Raw genomic sequence first — 24495 nt, 5'->3', positions numbered from 1 at the left:
CTGCCCTTTGAACTACCCACCACCGCCGCCTCCCCCGTACGCGCAACAGGGGTCCTATTACGCGCCGCCCCAAGATCGCCCCACGAACTGGTGGGCCATCGTGTCGCTGGTCTTCGGCCTGCTTGGCGGCGTTCTGATCAGTGTCGTCTGCGGCATCGTCGGCTTGAAGAAAGCCAGGGAGGGCCAGGGCGGCCGCGGCTTGGCGATCGCGGGGCTGGTGCTGTCGGCGCTGTGGGCTGCGGTGGCCGTCGTTGCCCTGCTGGTGTACTTCCTCATCGGCAACGGCACGGTGACCGCGATCGACGTCAAGGAGGGCGACTGCCTGGCCGAGATCCCGGCCAACACCCGGGTGCTGACCGTGAAGACGATCGGATGTGACGAGGCCCACGCAGGTGAGGTGTTCGCGGTCCTCCAGATGCCCGACGACGAGTTTCCCGGCCAGGCGGCGATCGACGCCTACGCCGAGAAGTGCAGCCCCGAATTGGCCGCTTACGCGCCGGAAGCGATGACAGACAGTTCCGTTCAGCTGTATGTGCTCTATCCCACGGCCGAAACCTGGGAGCAGGGTGACCGGGCGGTGACCTGCATTGCGACGCTCGATCCGCCGCGGACCGGCTCGCTAAAGGATTGACGCCTCCCCGATACTGCCTGGTCGCTGCGGTACCGTTTTCTTATGACTTCGGAACTACTCGACGCCGTCATCGTCGGCGCGGGTTTCGGGGGGATCGGCGCGGCCATCCAGCTCAAGCGGATGGGGTATCAGGACTTCGTCATCCTCGACCGCGAGGACGACCTGGGGGGCACCTGGCACGTCAATCGTTACCCCGGGTTGGCGGTCGATGTGCCGACGACCACCTACTCGTATTACTTCGAGCCCAACCCGAACTGGTCGCGGCTGTACTCCACCGGCGATGAGATCAAGCAGTACGCCGCTGACGTCGCCGACAAGTACGACGTGCGTAAGCACATGCGGTTCAACACGCTCGTCGAAGGCGCCTGCTGGGATGAGGAAACCGAGGTGTGGCGGGTCACGCTGGCCGGTGGCGAAACGCTGTCGGCGCGCTACCTGATCACAGCCACCGGGTTCCTGTCGCAGCCGAACATCCCCGAGATTCCGGGTATCGAGAGTTTCGCGGGCAGGATCATCCACACCGCCGCGTGGGACGACACCTACGACCTCGATGGCCGTCGGGTGGCGGTCATCGGCACCGGTGCGACCGCGGTGCAGCTGATTCCGGAGCTGGCGAAGAAAGCGGCCGACCTGAACGTCTACCAGCGCACGCCGGTCTGGGTGGTACCCAGGCTCGACTTCCCCATACCCAAGCCCGTCAAGCGGTTGTTCTCCCGGGTGCCCTTGACGCAGCGCGCACTTCGGGCCGTCACCGACGTGATCTATGAGTTCTTCCTTTTCGTCGGGCTCCGCCACCGACAGCTTCTGTTCCGGCGCCTGAACGTTGCGGCGTCCGACGTGGCCAAGATGCATCGGTTCTTCTCCGTGCGCGATCGCGAGCTGCGGATGCAGTTGACCCCCGACTACGACTTCGGCTGCAAACGCCCGACGTTCTCCAACAGCTATTACCGGGTTTTCACCAAACCGAATGTGCACCTGCGGAGTTCGGGGATCGAGCGCATCGAACCCGACGGCGTCGTCTCGACCGACGGAACGAAGGCCCAGATCGACACGCTTGTGCTGGCGACGGGCTTCGATCTGTGGGAGGCGAACATCCCGGCGATCGAGATCATCGGGCGCAAGGGGCGCAACCTGGGGAAGTGGTGGCGCGACACGAGGTTTCAGGCTTATCAGGGCGTCACGGTGCCCTACTTCCCCAACTATCTCAGTATGGCGAGCCCGTATGCCTTCCTTGGGCTGAATTTCTTCAACACGGTGGAATACCAGATGCGCCACATGGATCGGCTGTTCGGCGAGATGAAGCGCCGGGGCGCAACGACATTCGAGGTCACCGAGGACGCCAACGCTCGCTACCTCGACCGGATGACCAAGCTCATGGGCAACTCGGTGTTCATGGCGGGCAACTGCGCGGATTCACGGTCGTACTATTTCGACCCCAACGGTGAGGCCACGTTGCTGCAGCCGGTGGCGACCCGCAGAGCCATCAAAGAGGCGTCACAGTATCCTCTGAGCGACTATCGAATTGCGTGAGCGAGAGGAACACCGGCTGTGTCACTTCAGGAATCGAGCAGCGGTTCGCGCGCGGCCACGGTGGCCGGTTTGGGCCTCGCCGGCGTCGGTCTCAGCCACTTCGTCAAGCCGGAGCTGTTCGAATCGGTGACGGTACAGGCGTTCCCACACAACACCCGCCAGTTCATCTACGTCAACGGCGGTGTCGAGACGGTGCTGGGGCTCGGGCTGGCCGCCCGCAAGACACGCAAACTCGCCGTCGTCGGTACTCTCGGCTACCTCGCCTACTTGGCGGGCAACGTCGCGCGTAACCGGTAGCGGCCCAGCAGAGTCACGTCCAGCAGCCGCTGCAGAATCGCCCGGTTCTTCGGCGAGTTCGCGTAACGCATCAACCGGCCCAGGTCGATCACCAAGGCCATGGCCGCGTGCACGGCGAACCTGGCCTGGCTCGGCGTCCACTCCGGGCGTACGGCGACCACCAACTCCACCACCGATTCGACGGTGGTGCGCTGCATGTTTCGCAGGATCTTCTGATCCGTCGGCGACATGTGCAGCCGCTCGGAGTAGTAGACGTAGTCGAGTTCGGGATGTGCGAACGACCTGGCGACGTAGGCGTCGATGACCGCGGTGAGGGCGTCCTCGGGGTCGGCGTTGGCAGCGGTGATCGCGGTCAGCTCGTCGGAGAGCCGGTCGGCCGCCCGTCGGAACACAGCGGCTAGGATGTCGCTCTTGCCCGCGAAGTACCGGTAGATCCCCGACGCGGGCATGCCGACGGCCGCGGCGATGTCCTCCATGCCCGTGTCGCGGTATCCCTTGATGTTGAACAAGCGCATGGATTCGTTGAGCAGCGCTTCATATCGCGACGGCTCGACGGCGGTCGGAACGGGTGCCACCGGCTGCTCGGGGACGTCGTCGCCGTGGGGCAACTCGGTGGCGGCCAGCGCTGTCGCGAGATCGGACAGCAGCGCCCGCACCTGGCCGGCGGGCAGCTTCGCCCGGTGGTCGACGATGCTGCCGGTGACCGACAGGACCGCGATGGACAACGTCCAGCGCTGATGGGAGGTCAGATCCGGACGCATGGCACAGATGGGGCGTTGAATGCGGCGGTTGACGGTACGCATCTGCGCGATCAGCGACGCTTGGTCGTCGCCGCGCAGATACCGCCCCTCCCAGCGGTACAGCCCGCCCGACTCCCGGTTAGCCATCGCGGTCTCGATGAGCGCCGCGGCCACCCGGCGCAGTTCTGATTCGGGGTGCTCGAGATCGGCCTCGTCGATGAACGCGGTGGCATCCACCAGCTGCTGGCCCAGATTGAGCACGGCGTCGCGGAACAGGTCGTACTTGCTCGCGTAGTGCCGGTAGAGGGCGGCCGCCGAGATTCCCACCCGCGATGCGATCGACTCCATGCTGACGCCGTAGAAGCCCAGGGTGCTGAACGCCTCGGCGGATGCCCGGGCGATCTGGGCTTTTCGGTCTTTCGGCCGGCGCCGGACCGCGTCACCGCTCGCCGGCCGAGTGCGCGACATGGCAGACACGATATCGGACCGAGCCCCGCCACACCGGTCCAGTACCGCGGTCGGTATCGCTCCGAACTTGCCAGACCACACTGAATGACGATTAACATAATGGTGTGTTCGGCGGGCTCCGCAAGCTTCTGGGCTTTCAGGTCACGATCGGTGAGCTGATCGTGGTGGCGCTCGTCCTCGGCACGCCGTACCTGCTGGTCGGCGTGTTCTGGTCGACCACCCACACCGACCACCTGCACGGCATGGCCGGCGCCGACCTGGTCGTTTCGTATCTGGGGTCGATCGCCTCATGGCCGGTGCTGCTGTTCGCTGACGTGTGTATGACATGAACGGGGGAACACAGTGTCCGACCACCACCACCGTCTCGCATGGACCGGGATCATCGCCGCCGTCGTGCTGGGCGCCGCCCTGCTGGCGCTGAACTTTCCGGTCTTCCTGGACAGCTACGACCAGTACGGCTGGCAGGTCAAATGTGGGACCGGGTACCTCAGCGACCTGTCCCAGGCGGCCGCGGCCGGCGGCGACACGAACTACGTCGAGCAGTGTGAGTCGGCGCTGCTGATGCGACGGCTGTGGACGGTACCGCTGGCGCTGCTCGGCGGTGCCGGGCTGCTCGTGGCGCTTGTCGCCTCCGCGACGACCTCCGCCCGCGAGTCGTTGCATCCGCACCACAACAACGCCTGATCTAGCATTCCGGCGTGAGCACGCCGGCCGGTCCTGCGCTGCCCCGCCGGCTCGGCACCTTCGACGCGGTCGTCATCGGGCTGGGTTCGATGCTGGGCGCGGGCATCTTCGTCGCTGTCGGGCCCGCCGCCGCGGCGGCCGGTTCGGGCCTGCTGATCGGGCTGGCGGTCGCCGCCGTCGTCGCCTACTGCAACGCCACCTCGTCGGCCTGGCTGGCCGCGCGGTACCCCGAGTCCGGCGGCACCTACGTCTACGGGCGTGAGCGGCTCGGCCGGTTCTGGGGTTACACCGCGGGGTGGAGTTTCATCGTCGGCAAGACCGCATCGTGTGCGGCGATGGCGCTCACCGTCGGCTACTACGTGTGGCCCGAGGCGGCCCGTGGCGTCGCGGTCGGCGCGGTCGCCGCACTGACCGCACTGAATTACGCGGGCATCCGGAAGTCGGTGCTGCTGACGCGCGTCATCGTCGCCCTGGTTCTGGCGGTGCTGGGCACCGTGGTGGTCACCGTCCTCGGTTTCGGGGAGGTCGAGTTGGCCCGCCTGTCGCCCGGCGCCGAGGTCTCCGTCGCCGGCGTGCTGCAGGCCGCAGGACTGTTGTTCTTCGCGTTCGCGGGCTATGCACGGATCGCGACGCTGGGCGAAGAGGTCCGTGACCCCGCCCGCACCATCCCGCGCGCGATACCGCTGGCTCTGGCCATCACGCTCGCGGTGTACACCCTCGTCGCTGCCGCTGTCGTCGCCGAATTAGGAAGCGCGGCAACAGCTTCGGCAGCCGCACCGCTCGCCGACGCGGTGACCTCGGCCGGCTTCCCAGCACTGGAGCCTGTCGTGCGGGTCGGCGCCGCGGTGGCCGCCCTCGGGTCACTGCTGGCGCTCATCCTCGGGGTGTCGCGCACGACGCTGGCGATGGCGCGCGACCGCCACCTGCCGCACACGCTGTCGCGCGTGCACCCGAGATTCGGCAGCCCACACCGCGCCGAGGTCGTCGTCGGCGTCGTCGTGGCCGCATTCGCCGCCACCGTGGACGTCCGCACCGCGATCGGCTTCTCGTCATTCACCGTCCTCGTCTACTACGCGATCGCCAACGCCTCGGCCTGGACCCTCGGCCGCCGAACGGTGCCGGCGGTCGGACTGGCGGGCTGTGTGGTGCTGGCGTTGCTGCTTCCGGGAACGTCGGTCCTGGCCGGCGCCTGCGTGGTGCTCGCGGGCGCGCTGGCTTACCGTCTTAGACCGTGATCGAGCTGAGCTGGAAGCGCGTCGACGCCGACCCCGGCGATGACTTCGTCGTGGCACCCGACGAACGTCTCGGCTGGGGCCGGACGATCGGACTCGGCGCCCAGCATGTCGTGGCCATGTTCGGCGCCACCTTCCTGGTCCCCGTCCTCACCGGCTTCCCACCGGCGACGACGCTGTTGTTCTCGGGCGTCGGGACGGTGCTGTTCCTGCTCATCACCGGCAACCGACTGCCCAGCTACCTGGGTTCGAGCTTCTCAGTGATCGCACCGGTCACCGCGGCGGTCGCCTCGCACGGAACGGGGAGCGCCCTCGGCGGACTCGTGGCGGTCGGTCTCGCACTGGTGGCGATCGGCGGCCTGGTCCATCTGGTCGGCACGCACTGGCTCGACGTGACACTTCCCCCGGTGGTCACCGGCGCGATCGTCGCGCTGATCGGCTTCAACCTGGCGCCCTCGGCCAAAGCCAACTTCGAACAGGGTCCGGTGGTTGGGCTCGTCACCCTGGTGCTCCTGGTGGCGACGCTGGCGTTCTTCCGCGGCATCATTGGCCGGCTGGCCATCTTCCTGGCCGTCTTTGTGGGATACCTGCTCGCGCTGGTGCTCGGTGAGGTCGACACCGCACCGATCGCCGCCGCCCCGTGGCTCGGGCTGCCGGAGTTCCAGGCGCCGACGTTCACCGTCGCGGTGTTGCCGATGTTTCTGCCCGCGGTGATCGCCTTGGTCGCCGAGAACATCGGGCACGTGAAATCGGTCGGCCAGATGACCGCCACCGATGTCGACCCGGTGATGGGCCGGGCACTGGCCGCCGACGGTGTGGCCACCACGCTGGCCGGTTTCTGTGGCGGCTCTGCGACCACCACATACGCCGAGAACATCGGCGTGATGGCGGCGACGCGGGTGTATTCCACTGCGGCGTACTGGGTTGCGGGCGCCGTGGCGATCCTGCTCTCGCTGTGCCCGAAGGTCGGCGCGGCGATCTCGGCGATACCCGCCGGCGTGCTCGGTGGGGCGACCGTGGTGCTCTACGGCCTCGTCGGCGTGCTGGGAGTCCGGATCTGGCTGACCAACCGGGTCGACTTCTCCCGGCCGGTCAATCAGATGACCGCGGCCATCCCGCTGATCATCGGCATCGCCGACTTCACCTGGCACGCAGGCACCTTGACCTTCACCGGAATCGCGCTGGGTTCGATAGCGGCCCTGGCGGTCTATCACGGTATGCGGCTGTTGGGATTCCGGCAGGCTAGCGAGCGGCCCGCTGCCGTTGGTCCCGGGGCGGAACACCGTTGACGCCGTCGACCGACCGCGCGTAGGTTGCCACGGCGTAGGTGACCGCAGGCCCCAGGACCGACAGCGCGTCGCGGTTGACGTTCTCGACGGTGTCGCGCTTGGTGCGGTAGTTCGGGTCGAAGGGGACACCTGCCCGCCCGCCCCAAAGCCGAGCCTGTATCTCGCTCTTACGTTGTGACGAACCGGCGGTCAGGCCGCCGACCGGCACGCCGGCAGCGAGAAACGGGTAGTAGTCGGTGAATTCGCTCAGCGGCATGTCCGCGGGCCGCACGCCCGCCGTGTTGAGATAGCCGGCCAGCATCCGCTCGATACCGGCCGAACCCGCGGGCACCGACCGCGCGGGGATGGCCGGGTTGGGTGTAGCGGACTGGTCACCGTCGTAGGTGAAGTAGCCGGCATTCGGTGAACCGAGCATGTCGAAGCCCAGATACAGTGCGATGTCTCCGAGTTCGTCGGGCGAGAGCCCTTGCACATACCTGGTCGGTCCGGCCAGCCCGTTCTCCTCCGAGGCCCAGAACACGAAGCGGACGGCGTTGGTGACCGGTGGCTGCGGACCCAGTGCCGCAGCAGTTTCCAGCAGCGCCGCGATACCCGTTCCATCGTCGTTCACTCCGGGGCTGGCCGCCGAGCTGTCCAGGTGCGCACCCGCCAGCACGACGTTACGGGTGTCCCCGGTCTTAGTCTGCGCCACGAGGTTTCGGGTCTTCTTCATGACCGGCTTACGGTCGAGCACGAGGCGTACCGGCGCCGAGGTTCGCCGCAGGGCGGCGTCGGCTTCGCGGCCGATGACCCCGACGGGAACGGTCAGGTCCTGGTAGTAGCCGGGCGTGAACAGGCCCGCCGGGCTCCCGCCGCCGCCGGGCGAGCTGACGACGAGCAGGCCGACGGCGCCCTCCGACACGGCCGCGTTCTGTTTGGCGACGACCGAGCAGCCCGTGTCGTCGACGATGGCGATCGCGCCCCGCACCGAGGTGCCGTCGTAGTCGGCGGTCCGGCAACCGGCGGGCTTCGCCGGGCGAAGCGTCACGGCGTTCAGCCCGCCGCGCGGCGTGGTGATGAGCAGGGAGGCCTGGTCGACGGGATATTCGCGCCCGCTCACCCGCATCGACGGATTGCCGCCCACACTGCGGTCGAGCAGCTCGAACTCAGGGGTCTGGACGTCGAATCCCTTGTCGCGCAGGAACTGTGCGGCGTAGTCGACGGTGGCGTCGTATCCGGGTTTGCCGTTGGCGCGGTTACCGCCGTTGGTGTCGGCGATCTGCTGCAGTTTCTGCAGGTGGGTGAACATCGCGTCGGCGGTGACCTTGTTCGCCACCTCCTGTGGCGACGGCGGCGCCGGCTCCGGCGACGAGCACGAGGTCATGGCTGCGACGACCCCAATGACGACTCCGATCACGACTCCCGCGCCGGCCGCCCATCTCTTCATGACGCGAGCGGGTGACGGACGCGCAGATCGCGCGTGGGGATTCCGTTCGGCCCGCCCTGGTCCTGAGCGTAGATACCGACGGCGTAGGACACGCCCGCCCCGTGAATACCGAGTGCGGTGCGGTCGATGTGCTCCAGGGTGTCCGATTCCTTGTGGTAGTTGGGGTCGAACGGCTGACCCGCCTCACCGCCCCACCGCTCGGCTTGCTCGGGCGTCATCTTGGCCTCGGCGCCCGAGAAGGTGCCACCCGCCGGGATGCCGGCCAGGGTGAATGCGTCGTAGTCGGAGCGACCGTCGAAGCTGGTGTCCTCGGCCGGTTTTCCGGCCGCGTCGAGGTAGTCCACCAGCGTGCGTTCCACGCCCGCGGCCCCTTCCGGCACCCGGGCGATCGCGCCCTCCTCGTCGGGCGGCAGGGACTGATTCCCGTCATAGGTGAAGTAGCCGGGGTTCGGAGAGCCCACCATGTCGAAGTTCAGATAGAGCGAGATGTCCTTGAGGGCATCGACATCCAGCGACTCCAGATAGTTGTTCGATCCGAACAACCCGACCTCCTCCGCACCCCAGAAACCGAACCGTACCGCGTTCTGAACGTCGGGGGAACCGCCCAGCTGCACTGCGGACTCGAGCACGGCCGCCACACCGGACGCGTTGTCGTTGATGCCCGGCCCCTCCGGGACGCTGTCCAGATGTGCACCGGCCATCACGACGTTTGCGGTGTCGCCCGTTCGGGTCTGGGCGATGACGTTGCGGGTTCGCTCCTTGCGCACACCCGCATTCAGCTTGAGGGTGACGTCTCCCGGTTCGGCCCGTAGCCGATCGCCCTCCGCCTTGGTGATGCTGACGACCGGGATGGTCGCCTCCGTGTCCTCGCCGAGGGTGCCGCCCATCTCGTCGTTGTCCTCGCTGTTGGCGACGAGCAGAGCCACCGCGCCGCGTTCGGCGGCGGCCTCCTCCTTCTCGGAGAACTGACACTTGCCACGGTCGACGAGCACGACGGCGCCCTCGACGGGCAAGCCGTCGTAGTCGGAGACCGTGCAGCCCGGGGAGTCCTCGACGCGGGCGAGCACGAGCGGGCCCGACACCCCGCCCGGCGGTGTGCCGATCGTGAAGTTCAACGGTCTGGCCTTGACCGCGTCGCCGCCGACGGTCAGCGCGGGTTCGTCGGCGAACGGCAGCCGCACCTCGAGCTCGGGTGTCTGCACGTCGAAGCCCTTGTCGCGCAGGGTGTTAGCGACGTAGTCGACGCTGGCGTCGTAGCCAGGGGTACCCAGGGCACGGTTGCCGTCGTTGTTGTCGGCGATCTCCTGCAGCCGGGCCAGATGCTGGTAGATGGCGTCGGCGGAGGTGCGCTGCGCGAGCGACCTGGCGAAGTTCACGGCGGCCTGCGACACCCCCGCCTGGGTGGTGGGCGGCTGCACCACCGGTTGGGGCTCCTCGTCACGACCGCAGCCCCCGAGTGCGACGACGCCGGCTGAGATGAGGGCGATCGTCTTCGTTGTCTTCGACAGCTTGGAAACCTTCGTGTGGCTCATTGCCCACTACGTTAGCGTCGCCCGGGCGCTAACCCGTCAGCTGCGCGACGATGAGGTCGGCCACGGCGCGCATGCCCGCCGCATTGGGGTGCAGGGGTGCGGGCCTTCCCGGTCTCACCAAGTCGGTCAGCCCGAACCGGGTCGTCCACGGTTCGGCCGACCACGCATGATGCGCGGCGCTGTGCTCGGCGGCCCGCACGAGGCCGCAGCCGGTGGCTGCGGCCGCCTCCGCGGTCAGCCGCGCCAGCGTGTCGGCGACGTGGCGTCCGGTCGCCACGTCGGTGTCGGACAACGGTGGTGCGGGCACACCCGGCGGCGGTAGCAGCGTGAGGTAGTCGACGAACAGCACCGTCGCGCGAGGTGAGCGGGCCCGCACCGTCCGGCCGACCTCCTCGAGCGCCACAGCGACCTGCGTCAGCGCGTCATCGCGCGCCCGCGGATCCAGTTGCCCGCGCAGCACCGTCCCCAGCAGCGGGAGCTTGCGGGTAACGCGTGGCAGGCCCGCCGCGAACAGCATCGGCACATAGCCGACGTCGTTGCCACCGATGGTCACCGTCACCAGGTCTTCGGATCCGGTCAGAGCCGAGATCTGCGGCGGCGCACCGTGTTGCGGTTCGCGCAGGATGTTCGCGGTGGTCGCGCCCGAGTAGGTCACGTCGACGAGGTCGAGACCCAGCTTCGCGGCTACCCAATGCGGATAGTTGCGCGCCGAACGGCCGGCGGACCAGGGCGCACCGTCGGCGCGGGGTCCGATCCCTGGACCGGCCGCCATCGAGCTGCCCAGTGCGACATAGCGTCTCATCGAGATGGGCTGGACGCCTGCGCCCAGAACCGCTTCGGGATGCGGCCGGCCTGTCGAGCCAGCCGTCCCGCGGTGACCGCAGCGGCCATTGCCGCCGCCATGGTAGGCGGGTCGGCGGCGCGGGTCACGGCAGTGGCCAAAAGCACGGCGTCGCACCCCAACTCCATCGCCATCGCGGCGTCACTCGCGGTGCCGATGCCCGCATCGAGCACCACCGGCACCGAAGCGGCGTCGACGATCATCTCGATGTTGTGCGGGTTGGCGATTCCCAGTCCCGTTCCGATCGGCGATCCCAGCGGCATCACCGCCGCGCACCCGATGTCCTCGAGCCGTCGCGCGAGCACCGGATCGTCGTTGGTGTACGGCAGGACCGTGAAACCGTCGTCGACCAATTGTTCGGCCGCCCTTACCAGTTCGACGGCATCGGGCAGCAGCGTGCGTTCGTCGGCGATGACTTCCAGCTTCACCCAGTCGGTGTGCAACGCCTCGCGGGCAAGTTGCGCCGTCATCACCGCCTCGGCCGCGCCCCGGCAGCCCGCGGTGTTCGGCAAGGGGGTGATACCCAGCCGGTTGAGCAGCTCGAGCACGCCGGTGCCGCCGTCGGCGTCGACGCGCCGCATCGCCACCGTCGTGAGCTCGGTCCCCGATGCGACAAGCGCTTCTTCGAGCACGGCGAGATTGGCCGCGCCTCCGGTGCCGAGGATGAGCCGCGAACCGAACTCTCGGCCGGCGATGGTCAACTTCGTGACCGATGCTCCGCGCGCGCGAAGGGTGTCGGGGCTAGCCACCCTGCACCGCCGTCACCACCTCCACGCGAGCACCGTCCGACAGCGCGGTGTCCCAGTCCGATTTCGGCAGCACCGACCAGTCCACCGCGACGGCGATGCCCTTCTCCGGAAAGCCGAGACGCGCCAGCAGCGCGGCGACCGTCGTCGAGGCGTCCACTTCCACCGCTTCGTCGTTGACCAGTACCTTCATCTGATTGCTCCAATCGTGACATCGAGTGCGGCGGCGATCCGTTCGGCCGTCCATGGGGCGAGAAGAAATCCGTTGCGCCCGTGGCCCGCGGCGACCAGTGTGCGCTCGTCGAGGCGTTCGACGAGCGGTAATCCATCCGGCGTCATCGGCCGCAGGCCCGCAGCGCATTCGGCGAGTTCGTATTCGCCCAGCGAGGGCATCACCGCGCAGGCGTCATCGAGCAGTTCCCGCACCCCCCTCACAGCGGGCGCGGTGTCGCGGCCGTGCTCGTACTGCGTCGCGCCGACGACGACCCCGTCGGCCCGCGGCACCAGGTATACCTGCCTGCCGTGCACCCTGGCCCGAATGACCCGCTGGGGCACCGGCATGCACCCGCGGCGCCACCGCAACCGCAACACCTCACCCTTGACCGGCCGGATCGGCAGGCCGGGCCACAGCGTCGGGGCGTCGATACCGTTCGCGATCACCACGGCGTCGGCCTGCACCTCGGTGAGGTCGGAGACGGGGGGCGCCCACTGCACGCCGAGCCCTTCGCACAGCACGGCCAACGCTCGCACCAGCAGCCGATTGTCAACGGCCAGTTCGGTTTCGGCCCGGAATCCGTGCCGGATGCCCTGGGCCAGCAGCGGTTCTATGTCGCGCGCCGACGTCGTCGCCGTCACCGGATACCCTTGAGCCGCAAGCCACTCGCCCACCGTCTTGAGGTCGCTCGCGTCGGCGCGGTCGACGGCGACCACCATTGATTCGCGGGCGGTGACCACCTCGTCGGGCAGCCCGTCGAGGAAGCCGCCGTGCCACAGGTGCAGCGACTCCAGGCCGAGCTGCAACAGCTTCTCCTCGCCGGGCCAGCCCTCGCTGTGGGGTGCGAGCATGCCGCCTGCGACCCACGACGCACCGCGATCGTCGGTGCGGTGCACCCGCACGTCCCAGCCGTCGCTGCTGGCGCGCCGGGCGACGGCAAGCCCGATGACGCCGCCGCCGATCACGGCCAGGCTTGCGTTGGTCAACATCCCTCCCTTCGCCGGCATGACCCGGATCAGGTGCGACGGTAAAGGCAGGTTCGAATGCCCACTCTCAGTCCCCGCTCCCGGGACTCCCGCGTTCGTCAACCCACAGTACCCGCTGGTTAGGCCCCCAACGACGAGCCGCTAGCGTCGCGGTGTGCACGAACCTCGAGAACGCCTGGCCAGCGCGTCGCTGTACCTGTGCACCGACGCCCGGCGCGAGCGCGGTGACCTCGCGGAGTTCGCCGACGCCGCCCTCGCCGGCGGGGTCGACCTCATCCAACTGCGCGATAAGGGTTCGCCGGGCGAACAGCGGTTGGGCCCCTTGGAGGCGCGTCAGGAACTCGAGGCGCTCGAGGTGCTCGCCGACGCCGCCCGCCGCCACGGCGCGCTGCTGGCCGTCAACGACCGCGCCGACATCGCGCTGGCCGCCGGCGCCGACGTGCTTCATCTGGGCCAGGACGACCTTCCGCTGGCGGTCGCGCGCGGCATCGTCGGTGCGGCGCCGGTGATCGGGCGCTCCACCCACGACGCGGACCAGGTCGCGGCGGCGGTCGAGGAGGCCGTCGACTATTTCTGCGTCGGCCCGTGCTGGCCCACCCCGACCAAGCCGGGCCGCCCGGCGCCCGGCCTGGACCTGGTCCGGCACACCGCCGAATTGAAGAGCGACAAGCCGTGGTTCGCGATCGGCGGAATCGACACCGACCGGTTACCGCAGGTGCTGGCGGCCGGCGCGCGGCGCGTCGTCGTGGTGCGGGCGATCACCGCGGCCGAGGACCCGCGGGCCGCGGCCGCACAGTTGAAGGCCGCGCTCAGAGCTGCCGGTTGACCAGGAGAGGGATCGAGGCGAACTCGTCGCGCAACCGCTGCCAGCTGGCGGCGAAGCCAGGGTGCAGGGGCAGCTTCGCGACGTCGTCGACGGCCACCCAGCGCAACTCGGCGCTCTCCCGGTTCGGCACGGTGTGCAGCATCTCCTGGGCGTCGGCGATGACCGTGCTGTAGCTCCAGCTGACCCCGTCGCCCGCGACGATCTTGGTCTCCACCACCTTGCGCACGGTCAACTGCTCGGCGGGCAGCCCCGCTTCCTCGTGGGCCTCCCGGATGGCCGCCTGCTCCGGAGTCTCGTGGCTGTCGCGCGCCCCGCCCGGTAGACCCCAGGTGTCGCCCTGGTGGCTCCAGGCCGCCCGGTGTTGGAGCAGCACCACCGGCGCGCCGTCGCGCCCGGGGGCCCGCAGCAGAAGGCCGGCCGCGCCGTACCTGCCCCAGTAGGCCTGGCCTTGGGAAACCACCCATCCGTCACCGTCGCCACGCACGCCTCAACAATAGGGCCGCCCTGCCTGCCGGAAACTCTTAGACTTCTTTCATAGAGTGGGACCGGTCGAAAACGACGAGCTGGAAAGCGATGCTGATGAGGTCCGCGCGCACGTGACTGTGGAGTTGGCGCACCCGTCGACGGAGCCGCTCGCGTCGCGGTCGCCGTCGACGCCCGCACAACAACGCTGGTGGTTCCTGTGGACCACGCCCGGCCGCATCCTGACCATCGGGGTCGTGCTGTCCGCGCTCGTCATCGCCAGCGCGTTCGCCACCTCGACGACGATCAACGACCGGCAGCAGGCGCTGATGACCGTGCTCAACCACACCGAGCCGCTGTCCTTCGCCGCCGGGCAGCTCTACACGACGCTTTCGGTGGCCGACGCCGCGGCGGCCACCGCCTTCATCGCCGGAGCGGAACCGCGCGACGTCCGGCAACGGTACGAACAGGCGATCACGGACGCGTCGGTGGCCGTGACTCGGGCGTCGAGCGGGCTCACTGACGAGGATCTGGTGCAGTTGCTCGGCCGCCTTAACGCGGAGTTGTCGGTGTACACGGGCCTGGTCGAGACCGCCCGCACCAACAACCGTTCGGGCAACCCGGTGGGTTCTTCGTACCTGTCGGAAGCGTCGGCGTTGATGCAGACGCAGATCCTGCCCGGGGCCCAACGGCTCTACGAGGAGACCTCACAGCGAGTGGACGCCGAGACCAGCGCGTCCACCCGCATCCCCGGCCCGGTCATCCTGGTGGTCCTGGCGACCCTGCTGTTCGGGGTGTTCGCCAACCGTTGGCTGGCCAGGCGCACGCGCAGGCGGATCAACATCGGCTTCGTCGCGGGCGGTCTCGCGGTTCTGACCATGCTGATCTGGGTGGGCACGGCCCTGGTCATCTCGACCTCGGACAGTCGCAGCGCCAAGGACACGGCCGCCGAGTCGTTGAAGACGGTGACAAACCTGGCGATCACCGCGCAGCAGGCCCGCGCCGACGAGACACTGTCGTTGATCCGGCGCGGCGACGAGACGGTGCGCAAACAGTCGTACTACCAGCGCATCGACATGATGCAGCAGCAGCTTGCCGATTACCTGGCCCGCGAGGACGCCATCGACAAGACCGACCTCGGCGAGGCCGAGCAGCTGCTGAAGCGCTGGCGCGCCGCCGACGATCGCATCAACGCCTACATCAGCGTCGGCAACTATCAGGCCGCCACACAGGTGGCGCTCGGCACCGGGGCAGACGACTCGACGCCGGCGTTCAACAAGCTCGACGAGGCGTTGAGCCAGGGCATCGAAGAGAGCCGTAAGCAACTCCGCGACGACATCATCAACGCACACCGGGTGCTATCGGGTGCGACCGTCGGCGCCGCTGTGCTCAGCGTCGTCGCGGCGGTCGCGGTGGCGCTGGGGTTGTGGCCGAGGCTGAGTGAGTACCGGTGACGAAGTTCTTCGCCATCCTCGTCGCCGCCGCGCTGGTGCTCACCGGCTGCGGGCAGGCGGCGTCGGTGACCTCCACACCCGGTGTGACGCTTGGGCCGCCCACGCCGGCGGGTATGGAGGAGCTGCCGCCGCAACCGGTGCACCCGCCACGCGACGACACCGAGGATTGTGAGCGCACGGCGAGCCTTCGCCCGTTCAGCAACCGGGCCGAGGCCGAGGAGGCCGTCGCGAACATCCGCGCACGGGGACGGCTGATCGTCGGCCTGGACATCGGCAGCAACCTGTTCTCGTTCCGGGACCCGATCACCGGGCAGATCACCGGGTTCGACGTCGACATCGCCGGTGAGATCGCCCGCGACATCTTCGGAACCCCGTCGCAGGTGGAGTACCGCATCCTGTCGTCGGCGGACCGCATCGCGGCGTTGCAGAACGATCAGGTCGACGTCGTCGTCAAGACCATGACCATCACGTGCGAACGCAAGAAGATGATCGGGTTCTCGACGACGTATCTGACCGCCAATCAACGCATCCTGGCGCCGCGCGACTCGACGATCCGGCAGGCGTCGGACCTTTCGGGACGCCGCGTCTGCGTCGCGAAGGGCACGACATCGCTGGAGCGGATCCGCCAGATCACGCCGCCGCCGATCATCGTCGGGGTGGTCGCGTGGGCCGACTGCCTGGTGGCGTTGCAGCAGCGGCAGGTCGACGCCGTCAGCACCGACGACTCAATCCTCGCCGGTCTGGTGTCACAGGATCCGTACCTGCACATTGTCGGACCGAGCCTCAACGAGGAGCCCTACGGCATCGGGGTCAACCGGCAGAACACCGGCCTGATCCGGTACGTCAACGGCACGCTGGAGCGGATCCGCCGCGACGGCACCTGGAACACGTTGTACCGCAAATGGTTGACGGTGCTCGGGCCTGCGCCGGCTCCTCCGGTCGCGAGGTATTACGACTGATGTCCGAAACCCAGCTGGACGACTACGACGAAGAGAGCCCGGGCACTCAGCCGGCGAGCTTCGACGACATGAGCATGGATTCCGCCTCGACCATCCGCCCGATGGCGACCGAGGCGGTGTTCCGGCCCCACCTCGACGACGACGACGGCGAGTCGGTGGGCACCGGGGACACCGAGCCGCAGGAGCAGACCACCACCACGACGCGGGCGTTGTCGCGGACGCGCCGCCTGGGCGGTGGGCTGGTCGAGATCCCGCGGGTGCGGGCCAAGGACCCGCTAGACGCGCTGATGACCAACCCGGTGGTCGCGGAGAACAAGCGGTTCTGTTGGAACTGCGGGCGCCCCGTCGGCCGTTCCAGCGATGGCAAGCCCGCCCGGTCGGAAGGCTGGTGCCCGCACTGCGGCAGCCCGTATTCGTTTCTGCCGCAACTGAATCCGGGTGACATGGTCGCCGACCAGTACGAGATCAAGGGCTGTATCGCGCACGGCGGCCTTGGCTGGGTCTATCTGGCTTTCGACCACAACGTCAACGAACGGCCGGTCGTGCTCAAGGGTCTGGTGCATTCCGGCGACGCCGAGGCGCAGAAGATCGCGATGGCCGAGCGCCAGTTCCTGGCCGAGGTCACCCATCCCGGGATCGTGAAGATCTACAACTTCGTCGAGCACGCCGACCAGCACGGCAACCCCGTCGGTTACATCGTGATGGAGTACGTCGGCGGCACGTCGCTCAAACAGGCCAAGGGTGAGAAGCTGCCGGTGGCCCAGGCCATCGGGTACATGCTCGAAATCTTGCCTGCGCTTGGTTATCTGCACTCGCTCGGCCTGACCTACAACGACCTCAAGCCCGAGAACATCATGATCACCGAGGAACAGCTCAAGCTGATCGACCTCGGTGCGGTGTCGACCATCAACTCCTTCGGCTATCTCTACGGAACCCCGGGATACCAGGCTCCCGAGATCGTGCGGACGGGGCCGACGGTGGCCACCGACATCTACACCGTCGGGCGCACGCTCGCGGCGCTGACGCTGAATTTGCGCACGCGCAGGGGCCGCTACGTCGACGGGTTGCCCGAGGACGATCCGGTCCTGGCCGAGTACGACTCGTTCGGCCGGGCGCTGCGCCGGGCGATCGATCCGGACCCTCGGCGGCGGTTCGGCAGCGCCGACGAGATGTCCGGACAGCTGCTCGGCGTGCTGCGCGAAGTCGTGGCGAAGGACACCGGGTCCCCCAAACCCGGTCTGTCCACGGTGTTTTCGCCCACGCGATCGACGTTCGGCATCGATCTTCTGGTCGCCCACACCGACGTCTACCTCGACGGGCAGGTGCACTCGGAACGGCTTACCGCCCAGGAGATCGTCAGGGCTCTCCCCGTACCCCTGGTCGACCCGACCGACGTCGGTGCGCCTGTGCTGTCGGCCAGCGTGGTGAGCCAGCCCGTACAGGCCCTCGACCAGCTGCGCGCGGCCAGGCACGGGGCGCTGGACTCCGAAGGCATCGACCTGTCGGACTCGGTCGAACTGCCGCTGATGGAAGTGCGCGCGCTGCTCGACCTCGGCGACGTGGCCAAGGCCACGCGCAAGCTCGACGACCTCACCGAGCGGGTGGGCTGGCCATGGCGGCTCGTCTGGTTCAAGGCCGTGTCCGAACTGCTGACCGCCGGTTACGACTCGGCGACAAAGCATTTCACCGAGGTGCTCGACACGATGCCCGGCGAGCTGGCACCCAAATTGGCCTTGGCCGCCACCGCCGAGTTGGCAGGCACCCCCGACGCGGGCAAGTTCTACAACACCGTGTGGTCGACCGACAACGGGGTGATCTCGGCGGGATTCGGGCTGGCCCGCGCGCAGTCGGCCGCCGGCGAGCGCGATGACGCGGTGAAGACCCTGGACAAGGTGCCCGCGATGTCGCGGCACTTCACGACGGCCCGGTTGACCAGCGCAGTCACATTGCTGTCCGGTCGCTCGTCGAGCGAGATCACCGAACAGCAGATCCGGGATGCCGCACGGCGCGTCGAGGCGCTGCCCGACACCGAGCCGCGGGTGCTGCAGATCCGCGCGCTGGTGCTGGGCACCGCGATGGACTGGCTGGCCGACAACACCGCCAGCACCAATCACATCCTGGGGTTCCCGTTCACCGAACACGGATTGCAGCTGGGCGTGGAGGCCTCGCTGCGCGCTCTTGCGCGGGTGGCCCCCACCCAGGCGCACCGCTACGCGCTCGTGGATCTGGCCAACAGCGTCCGTCCGACCAGCACGTTCTGACGGTCAGGCGACGCTGGCGGTCGCGATCTCGTCACTCAGCGGGGCGATGGCTTCGAGAATCTGCCCTGCCGTCTCCGACGGCACCCCGGCCGCGGTCAGGCTGTCCGCCAGGTGGCCCGCGACAAGGTTGAAATGGTGGACCGTGATTCCGCGGCCCTGGTGGACCTGGCGCATCGGCGCGCCGGTATAGGGCTCGGGCCCGCCCAGCGCGGCGGCGAAGAACTCGACCTGCCGGCCCTTGAGCCGCGCCATGTTGGTTCCGGTGAAGAATCCGGACAGCTGGTCGTCGGCCAGCACGCGGATGTAGAAGTCCTCGACCACGCCTTCGAGGGCCTCGTGGCCGCCAATCTGCTCGTAGATACTCGGCATGTGTGCCCCTTCGTCGCACCGGATCGACACATTCCAGCCGACGGCGGTTGCGTGCGGATTTCGACGCGTTGCCAGCGGGGCAAATTCAATCTCACCGGTACCACCCCGAGCCGTGTGAGAACTACGGATTCAGTGGCGCTTACAGCAAACCGTTGGGGACAGCACGCCGACTTTACGGGATTTGCCCATGTCGTAACACTCAATGGTCACGCCGCGGATTTCGTAGTAATCTGCATCACAGGTTGAGGTCACAGCCAAACTGCAGAGGCCATCGGGGATCATTCGCCGTTTGCGGCTAGCAGCTGTCAGGCATCGCTGACGGCCTCCGCGGTTTCATTTGCATCTCGACAACAGGAGTGCACCGTGTCCGCTGTAGGAACCTGCCGGGTGTTCCGTCCCGACCCTCGGTCCTTCGATCAGTGCGAACACCACCATCGCGCCAGCTTCACCGCGTCGCACAGACAAGGCTCGACGGTGCTCGTGACGGTCGAAGGCGAGATCGATGCGACCAACAGCAGAGCGCTGGCCACCTACGTCGAAGGTCAGGTGGCCGGCACCCGGCGTCTCGTGATCGACCTGCGGCTCGTCGACTTCTTCGGCAGCGCAGGCTTCGCCGCGCTGCACTACATCAACGTGATCTGCTCCCGGAACGGAATCGACTGGCAGGTGCGCTGCGGCAGGCAGGTCCGCCGGCTGCTGGCCATCTGCGATTCCGCCCAGGAACTGCCGCTCGAGAAGCCGCGCTCAGTGCTCGACGAGGTTCGTGCAAGCGCGGGCGATCGCGAGCTCCTCATCAGTGGGAACAACTAGCACCGTCGTCGGAGACCGATCGGCCGATATCCGCCGGGCTTTCTTGTCGGCTTTGGCGTTGAGCACCTCGTCGAGTTCTATGCCCAACGGCGCCATGCCACTCAACGCGTCGCGCCGCACCGCCGCGTCGTTCTCCCCCACTCCGGCGGTGAAGGTGATGACGTCCGCGCCGCCCAGTAGCGCAAGATAGGCGCCGATGTACTTGCGCAGCCGGTGGATGTATACGTCGTACGCCAGTTGCGCAGAGGAGTCCCCTGATTCGATGCGCTGGTGCAGGACCCGGAAGTCGACCTCGCCGCCGAGCCCACGCACCCCGGACCGACGGTTGAGCATCTCCTCGATGTCCTCGACCTTCATGTCCGCCGTTCGCCACAGGTAGAACATCAGACCGGGGTCGATGTCGCCGGACCGGGTCCCCATCACCAGGCCCTCCATCGGGGTCAGCCCCATCGAGGTGTCCACCGGTCGGCCCCCGACGATGGCAGAGGCCGAAGCGCCGTTGCCCAGGTGCAGCACGATCTGGCGCACCGAGTCCAACGGCACACCCAGAAAGGCCGCGGCCTGCTCGCTGACGTACTGGTGCGAGGTGCCGTGGAAACCGTAGCGACGGATATGCCACTGCTCAGCGACGTCGCGGTCGATCGCGTACGTCGCCGCCGCGGCCGGTAGGTCGTGGAAGAAGGCGGTGTCGAAGACCGCCACATGCGGCAGATCGGGCAGCGCCTTGCGTGCCTCCTTGATTCCCAGCAGAGACGGCGGATTGTGCAGCGGGGCAAGAGGAGACAGTTCCTCGATCCTGGCGACGAGAGCGTCGTCGATCAGTGTCGGCTCATAAAGGTCGGGGCCGCCGTGGACCACGCGGTGCCCGACGGCGACGAGGTCGAGGGCGTCGAGGCCCCGGCCCGCCTCGGCCATCTGGCCGAACGCCGTCTGCAGCGCCTCGGCATGGTCGCGTACCTGTCCCTCACCGATGCGCTCGACGATGCCGTCGATCACCATCGTCTCCGAATCCGGTTCAATGACAGCGTATTTGAGTGACGACGAGCCCGAGTTGAGCACCAGTACGCTGCGCGCCATCAGAGCGTCTGCGCCTGGATCGCGGTGATCGCCACGGTGTTGACAATGTCCTCCACCAACGCCCCGCGCGAGAGGTCGTTGACGGGTTTCTTCAACCCTTGCAGCACCGGCCCGATCGCGATTGCGCCAGCGCTGCGCTGGACCGCTTTGTACGTGTTGTTCCCGGTGTTGAGGTCGGGGAAGATCAGCACCGTGGCACGGCCTGCCACCTTCGAGTCGGGCATCTTGGACTTGGCCACCGAGGCGTCGACGGCAGCGTCGTACTGGATGGGACCGTCGACCAGCAGGTCCGGTTCCCGCTGCATGACCAGTTCGGTTGCCTCCCGGACCTTTTCGACGTCCGCGCCGGATCCGCTGGTACCCGTCGAGTAGGACAGCATCGCGACTCGCGGCTCGATGTCGAAGCTGGCCGCGGTGCGGGCCGACGAGATCGCGATGTCGGCCAGCTGCTCGGCGGTCGGATCCGGCACGATCGCGCAGTCACCGTACGCCAGCACCCGGTCGGCAAGGCACATCAAGAAGATACTGGAAACCGTCGACACGTCGGGCAGCGTCCTGATGATCTCGAAGGCGGGTCGCACCGTGTGGGCGGTGGTGTGGCGGGCACCGGAGACCATGCCGTCGACCATGTCGTTGTGCACCAGCATGGTGCCGAAATAGGAAACGTCATGGATGATTTCGCGCGCCTGCTCCACCGTGACGCCCTTGTGCTTGCGCATTTCGGCGTACTGTTCGGCGAACTTGTCGCACAGGTCGCTGGTCTGCGGGTCGAGAACGACGGCGGCGGAGATATCGATACCCAATTCCGCTGCGCGCGCCCGTATCTGAGATTCTTCGCCCAGGATTGTCAGCTCGGCGACGCCGCGGTGCAGCAGCCGACCGGCCGCGGTCAGGATGCGGTCGTCGTCGCCCTCCGGCAACACGATGTGCTTACGGTCCGACCGGGCCCACTCCAACAGCTTGTAGGTGAACATCTGGGGGGTGACCACCTGCGGAATCGGGATGGCCAACCGATCCAGCATGTCCGCGATGTCGACGTGGGTTTCCATCAACGCGATGGCGGTGTCGATCTTGCGCATGGAGGTCGCCGTCACCCTGCCGCGTGCGGAGGCCACCCGACTGGCGGTCTCGAACGTCCGGAATTCGGTGGCGATGATCGGCAGCCGTAGCCCCAGCCCCGACACGAGGGCCGAGATCGAGGGATGTAGTTCCAGCCCGCCATTGAGGATGATGCAGGACAACGACGGGAAGCCTTCGGCGGCATGGGCACTGGCGAGCGCGAGCACGACGTCGGATCGGTCGCCGGCCGCGATCACCGCCACGCCCTCGCTCAGCCGCTCCAGGACGCGTTCGGCCGTCATCCCGGCGACCATCAGATCCATCGCCTCACGCGACAGCAGCGCCGGATCGCCACTGATCAATTCACCCTCGACGGCCTGCTGCAGTTCGGCGACCGACGGGGCGACCAGCAGCGGTTCCTCCGGCAGCGCGTAGCACTCGGGATCGAAATCCTTCAAAGCGTCGAGCACCGCGGTCAGTTGTGCGGGGTCACAGCGGTTGGCGACGACCGCCGCGGTGTGCGCATGCTGGGCGGTGATCTCGTCGAGGCAGATATCGACGATGTTCGCGACGGCGTCGGGGCTGCGATCTTTGGCCTTGACCGCCAGCACAACCGGAGCGCCGAGGTTGGCCGCGATGCGTGCGTTGGTCGACAACTCGCTGGGCGTGGCGACGTCGGTGTAGTCGCTGCCGACGATCAGGACCGCATCGCACTGGTCGGCCACCCGGTGGTACCGGTCGACGATCTCGGCCAACGCGCCGTCGGGGTCCTCGTGCAGCTGCTCGTAGCCGACACCCACGCAGTCGTCGTAGGCCAAGCCCGCCGTGGTGTGGGACAGCAGCAGTTCGAGGATGTAGTCACTGTCCTCGCCGAGCCGCGTGATCGGGCGGAAGACACCGACCTTGGCCACCGTGGCGGTCAACCGGTGCAGGATGCCCAGCGCGATCGTGGATTTACCGGTGTCGCCTTCCGGGGATGCGACGTAGACGGCGGAGACCGGCCGACGCTTCGGTGGATTGTTCACTCGCTGCCTTGCTGCTTTTCACGGTGGAACTGCTGACGCGACGTTAGCGTACGGCCGGCGAGGCGGCGTTTCGAGCTACCTGGCCACAGAACCGCCGTTGAGCTGTGATCGACGGCGCTACGACCACGTCAATCTTTTGCACGGCGAGGAACTCGACCGCTGGGTCCTTCATATAGGAGGGAGGATCGACTCCGAACAGCCGAAGGATGGTGGGTGCCACCGACGTGAGCGGTATCTTCTCCCCCCATTTGCGCGGTGTGGAGCATTTCACCCAGAAGCAGCCGTCGGGATGATGGCGGCCGCTGCGGATCGTATGGATGCGACTGAAGAGCTCTTCGAACGGTGCCTGCCTTCCATTTGGCAGGGTCACTGTCCCGACACTCGGCGACCATTCGTTGACCGCGCAACCCACTTTGATTCGCAACGGCTCGGCGTGCTCGAATCGAAACAGCGGTTGGTCCCCCACCAACGAGCCCTTCAGCCGTGTCAAAGCTTCTCCAGCCGATGCCTCGTCCGAGAACGACAGCAAGAACTCCTCGGCCATGACCGGCGCGACCGAGGTCCGGTTCCGGTCGAGTTCCAACAGGTCCAACAGCCGGTCGAAATCCCTTGGCCGGTAGGTGCACTTCGTCGTGTCCCAGGGCTGTTGGCTCAAACCGGTGGCGAACACGAGCCGGTCGTCGGGGAAGTCGGCCATGAAGCGTCCGATGAGACGGTCATAGTTGCGGTAACCGGTGAGCACCGCCTCCGTCAGCGACGGATGGTCTTCAGGCGGGGGCGGCGCCGAGAAACTCTCGGGCCGGAAATTACGCCAGAAGTAGTGCTGGAAGTGGGCGGTCGAGTTGGAGAAGAAGGTGGCAAAGGCGACGTCGTGGCGGCGCACCAGTTTCCGGAAGACGTCGTACGAAATCGCGTCCAGCACAATGGATCGGCGCCACTTCAGTCCCGGGTCCCGCCGCTCGCTGATGAGCTGTCGCGCCGCCAACGCGGCGGTAGCCGGCGCCAAGCCGTGGGTGGCGATGTAGGCGAGGAATGGGACGGCGGCCTGTTTGTCCAGTGTGTTCGCGGAGTTCTCTTGGACGGCCGAAACGACGAACTTCGTGAACGCACCGAGGCCGGCGGGATGCGGGGTGGCGCTCGGATTCCACGGGTCTGGAACGACGAAGCCGTCCAAGGGCCCGTAGTCCAAGTTCATCGAGCCGAAAACGCCGACCTTGAACCCGGCATCGGCCAACTCGCGGGCAACGCCTCGGCCGATGACCCGCTTCGCCTCACCGAGTTGCTGGATACCGTGGTCACGGTCCGCGATGCCGGTGTGCAACGTCGGCCACTGAACCCAGGGTTCGAGGTTGTTCTCGTCGGAGGCGTCGGTGACGAAGACCGCCGACGATTCATGCAGCCGCCGAAAGTTGGGCAGCTCCCCAGCACCGATGAACTCGTCGATCAGCGTCGGACTCAACTCGTTGAATTCGATCTGAATTGTCCGGCGCATCGGCAGCCCCCGCTTTACATAATTCGTCGACAAGGTATCAGGATCAGCCCTCGCGTACCGCCGATCGTCACGGCGTGACAACCCA

24 protein-coding genes and 1 riboswitch are annotated in these 24495 nt (G+C 67.5%); of the genes, 12 read left to right on the top strand and 12 right to left on the bottom strand.

The genetic code is table 11. From position 1 onward, the window contains the following. Positions 1-7 precede the first annotated feature (7 nt). The 3 genes from A5790_RS16360 to A5790_RS16350 are packed head-to-tail and all read left to right on the top strand — an operon-like array spanning position 8 to position 2458. Positions 8-631 carry a DUF4190 domain-containing protein gene (locus tag A5790_RS16360; RefSeq protein ID WP_082961755.1) on the top strand — a complete coding sequence of 208 codons (624 nt, stop codon included), beginning with the start codon at positions 8-10 and terminating at the stop codon, positions 629-631. 42 nt (positions 632-673) lie between these two features. Beyond that, positions 674-2161 (top strand): NAD(P)/FAD-dependent oxidoreductase, encoded by a 1488-nt coding sequence (locus A5790_RS16355; protein ID WP_066846255.1) that lies wholly within the window; start codon positions 674-676, stop codon positions 2159-2161. A gap of 18 nt (positions 2162-2179) precedes the next feature. After that, positions 2180-2458 carry a hypothetical protein gene (locus tag A5790_RS16350; protein ID WP_066846252.1) on the top strand — a complete coding sequence of 93 codons (279 nt, stop codon included), beginning with the start codon at positions 2180-2182 and terminating at the stop codon, positions 2456-2458. Here A5790_RS16350 and A5790_RS16345 read toward each other — a convergent pair. Further along, a complete protein-coding gene (locus tag A5790_RS16345; RefSeq protein ID WP_066846249.1) occupies positions 2425-3666 on the bottom strand; it encodes a TetR/AcrR family transcriptional regulator in 1242 nt (413 codons plus the stop codon). The genes A5790_RS16350 and A5790_RS16345 overlap by 34 nt on opposite strands. 104 nt (positions 3667-3770) lie before the next feature. On the opposite strand from A5790_RS16345, the gene A5790_RS16340 reads away from it, so the two are divergent. Genes A5790_RS16340 through A5790_RS16325 form a run of 4 tightly spaced genes read left to right on the top strand, consistent with a single transcriptional unit; the run spans position 3771 to position 6871 of the window. Further along, on the top strand, positions 3771-3995 hold the full coding sequence (locus tag A5790_RS16340) for a hypothetical protein (protein WP_066846241.1): 225 nt from the start codon (positions 3771-3773) through the stop codon (positions 3993-3995). 13 nt (positions 3996-4008) lie between these two features. Further along, positions 4009-4350 (top strand): hypothetical protein, encoded by a 342-nt coding sequence (locus tag A5790_RS16335; RefSeq protein ID WP_066846238.1) that lies wholly within the window; start codon positions 4009-4011, stop codon positions 4348-4350. Between the two features lie 14 nt (positions 4351-4364). Beyond that, positions 4365-5585 (top strand): APC family permease, encoded by a 1221-nt coding sequence (locus A5790_RS16330; RefSeq protein WP_156656427.1) that lies wholly within the window; start codon positions 4365-4367, stop codon positions 5583-5585. Then, positions 5582-6871: a uracil-xanthine permease family protein gene (locus A5790_RS16325; RefSeq protein ID WP_066846234.1), complete on the top strand. Its 1290-nt coding sequence runs from the start codon at positions 5582-5584 to the stop codon at positions 6869-6871. The genes A5790_RS16330 and A5790_RS16325 overlap by 4 nt, the downstream gene beginning before the upstream one ends. Here A5790_RS16325 and A5790_RS16320 read toward each other — a convergent pair. The 6 genes from A5790_RS16320 to thiO all read right to left on the bottom strand — a co-directional run bounded on the left by A5790_RS16320 (position 6825) and on the right by thiO (position 12619). Continuing rightward, positions 6825-8297 (bottom strand): M28 family peptidase, encoded by a 1473-nt coding sequence (locus A5790_RS16320; protein WP_066846231.1) that lies wholly within the window; start codon positions 8295-8297, stop codon positions 6825-6827. The genes A5790_RS16325 and A5790_RS16320 overlap by 47 nt on opposite strands. After that, complete coding sequence (locus A5790_RS16315) at positions 8294-9829, bottom strand: M28 family metallopeptidase (RefSeq protein ID WP_066846228.1); 1536 nt, start codon at positions 9827-9829, stop codon at positions 8294-8296. Before A5790_RS16315 ends, A5790_RS16320 begins: the two co-directional genes overlap by 4 nt. Positions 9830-9857: 28 nt before the next feature. Further along, complete coding sequence (locus A5790_RS16310; RefSeq protein ID WP_066846225.1) at positions 9858-10631, bottom strand: SGNH/GDSL hydrolase family protein; 774 nt, start codon at positions 10629-10631, stop codon at positions 9858-9860. Then, positions 10628-11419, bottom strand: a complete 792-nt coding sequence (locus A5790_RS16305; protein WP_066846222.1) for a thiazole synthase — start codon at positions 11417-11419, stop codon at positions 10628-10630. Before A5790_RS16305 ends, A5790_RS16310 begins: the two co-directional genes overlap by 4 nt. Beyond that, complete coding sequence (gene thiS, locus A5790_RS16300) at positions 11412-11609, bottom strand: sulfur carrier protein ThiS (protein WP_064399789.1); 198 nt, start codon at positions 11607-11609, stop codon at positions 11412-11414. Before thiS ends, A5790_RS16305 begins: the two co-directional genes overlap by 8 nt. Then, positions 11606-12619 (bottom strand): glycine oxidase ThiO, encoded by a 1014-nt coding sequence (gene thiO / locus A5790_RS16295; protein ID WP_066846220.1) that lies wholly within the window; start codon positions 12617-12619, stop codon positions 11606-11608. Before thiO ends, thiS begins: the two co-directional genes overlap by 4 nt. Next, positions 12605-12719: riboswitch (TPP riboswitch) on the bottom strand. (Overlaps the previous gene by 15 nt.) A gap of 51 nt (positions 12720-12770) precedes the next feature. Here thiO and thiE point away from each other — a divergent pair. Further along, a complete protein-coding gene (gene thiE / locus A5790_RS16290) occupies positions 12771-13442 on the top strand; it encodes a thiamine phosphate synthase (protein WP_066846217.1) in 672 nt (223 codons plus the stop codon). Here thiE and A5790_RS16285 read toward each other — a convergent pair. Further along, positions 13426-13926, bottom strand: a complete 501-nt coding sequence (locus A5790_RS16285) for an NUDIX hydrolase (RefSeq protein WP_066846213.1) — start codon at positions 13924-13926, stop codon at positions 13426-13428. The two genes, thiE and A5790_RS16285, sit on opposite strands and share 17 nt — an antisense overlap. A 112-nt stretch (positions 13927-14038) precedes the next feature. Between A5790_RS16285 and glnX the strand changes: the two genes are divergently transcribed. The 3 genes from glnX to A5790_RS16270 are packed head-to-tail and all read left to right on the top strand — an operon-like array spanning position 14039 to position 18578. After that, entirely contained in the window at positions 14039-15358 is a 1320-nt protein-coding gene (glnX, locus tag A5790_RS16280) for a protein kinase G-activating protein GlnX (RefSeq protein WP_066846287.1), read from the top strand. Beyond that, the gene (locus A5790_RS16275; RefSeq protein WP_066846210.1) at positions 15355-16317 is read left to right on the top strand and encodes a glutamate ABC transporter substrate-binding protein; all 963 of its coding nucleotides are present in this window, start codon (positions 15355-15357) and stop codon (positions 16315-16317) included. The genes glnX and A5790_RS16275 overlap by 4 nt, the downstream gene beginning before the upstream one ends. After that, complete coding sequence (locus A5790_RS16270) at positions 16317-18578, top strand: serine/threonine-protein kinase PknG (RefSeq protein ID WP_066846207.1); 2262 nt, start codon at positions 16317-16319, stop codon at positions 18576-18578. The genes A5790_RS16275 and A5790_RS16270 overlap by 1 nt, the downstream gene beginning before the upstream one ends. 3 nt (positions 18579-18581) lie before the next feature. Here A5790_RS16270 and A5790_RS16265 read toward each other — a convergent pair whose 3' ends face one another. Next, positions 18582-18947, bottom strand: coding sequence for a group 1 truncated hemoglobin (locus A5790_RS16265; protein ID WP_066846204.1), 366 nt, complete (start codon positions 18945-18947; stop codon positions 18582-18584). Between the two features lie 363 nt (positions 18948-19310). On the opposite strand from A5790_RS16265, the gene A5790_RS16260 reads away from it, so the two are divergent. Further along, positions 19311-19757, top strand: a complete 447-nt coding sequence (locus A5790_RS16260; RefSeq protein WP_066846201.1) for an STAS domain-containing protein — start codon at positions 19311-19313, stop codon at positions 19755-19757. On the opposite strand, the gene A5790_RS16255 is transcribed toward A5790_RS16260, so the two are convergent. The 3 genes from A5790_RS16255 to A5790_RS16245 are packed head-to-tail and all read right to left on the bottom strand — an operon-like array spanning position 19692 to position 24410. Beyond that, the gene (locus A5790_RS16255; RefSeq protein ID WP_066846198.1) at positions 19692-20834 is read right to left on the bottom strand and encodes an acetate kinase; all 1143 of its coding nucleotides are present in this window, start codon (positions 20832-20834) and stop codon (positions 19692-19694) included. The two genes, A5790_RS16260 and A5790_RS16255, sit on opposite strands and share 66 nt — an antisense overlap. After that, a complete protein-coding gene (gene pta, locus A5790_RS16250; RefSeq protein ID WP_066846195.1) occupies positions 20834-22918 on the bottom strand; it encodes a phosphate acetyltransferase in 2085 nt (694 codons plus the stop codon). The genes A5790_RS16255 and pta overlap by 1 nt, the downstream gene beginning before the upstream one ends. A gap of 43 nt (positions 22919-22961) precedes the next feature. Next, positions 22962-24410 carry a hypothetical protein gene (locus tag A5790_RS16245; protein ID WP_066846192.1) on the bottom strand — a complete coding sequence of 483 codons (1449 nt, stop codon included), beginning with the start codon at positions 24408-24410 and terminating at the stop codon, positions 22962-22964. Between the last annotated feature and the right edge of the window lie 85 nt (positions 24411-24495).

This window comes from Mycobacterium sp. 852002-51152_SCH6134967 (assembly GCF_001667105.1).
Taxonomy (GTDB): domain Bacteria; phylum Actinomycetota; class Actinomycetes; order Mycobacteriales; family Mycobacteriaceae; genus Mycobacterium; species Mycobacterium neumannii_A.
Note: the sequence above shows the minus strand (reverse complement) of the source record. Positions and strands in the feature narration are given on the sequence as shown.

Bases quoted from the DNA above. Each gene is read 5' to 3' on its own strand.
- A5790_RS16315 (WP_066846228.1), bottom strand. From the start codon at position 9,829: ATGAGCCACACGAAGGTTTCCAAGCTGTCGAAGACAACGAAGACGATC.
- A5790_RS16345 (WP_066846249.1), bottom strand. From the start codon at position 3,666: ATGTCGCGCACTCGGCCGGCGAGCGGTGACGCGGTCCGGCGCCGGCCG.
- thiO (WP_066846220.1), bottom strand. From the start codon at position 12,619: ATGTTGACCAACGCAAGCCTGGCCGTGATCGGCGGCGGCGTCATCGGG.
- A5790_RS16245 (WP_066846192.1), bottom strand. From the start codon at position 24,410: ATGCGCCGGACAATTCAGATCGAATTCAACGAGTTGAGTCCGACGCTG.
- A5790_RS16320 (WP_066846231.1), bottom strand. From the start codon at position 8,297: ATGAAGAGATGGGCGGCCGGCGCGGGAGTCGTGATCGGAGTCGTCATT.
- A5790_RS16265 (WP_066846204.1), bottom strand. From the start codon at position 18,947: ATGCCGAGTATCTACGAGCAGATTGGCGGCCACGAGGCCCTCGAAGGC.
- A5790_RS16310 (WP_066846225.1), bottom strand. From the start codon at position 10,631: ATGAGACGCTATGTCGCACTGGGCAGCTCGATGGCGGCCGGTCCAGGG.
- A5790_RS16255 (WP_066846198.1), bottom strand. From the start codon at position 20,834: ATGGCGCGCAGCGTACTGGTGCTCAACTCGGGCTCGTCGTCACTCAAA.
- thiS (WP_064399789.1), bottom strand. From the start codon at position 11,609: ATGAAGGTACTGGTCAACGACGAAGCGGTGGAAGTGGACGCCTCGACG.
- A5790_RS16270 (WP_066846207.1), top strand. From the start codon at position 16,317: ATGTCCGAAACCCAGCTGGACGACTACGACGAAGAGAGCCCGGGCACT.
- A5790_RS16355 (WP_066846255.1), top strand. From the start codon at position 674: ATGACTTCGGAACTACTCGACGCCGTCATCGTCGGCGCGGGTTTCGGG.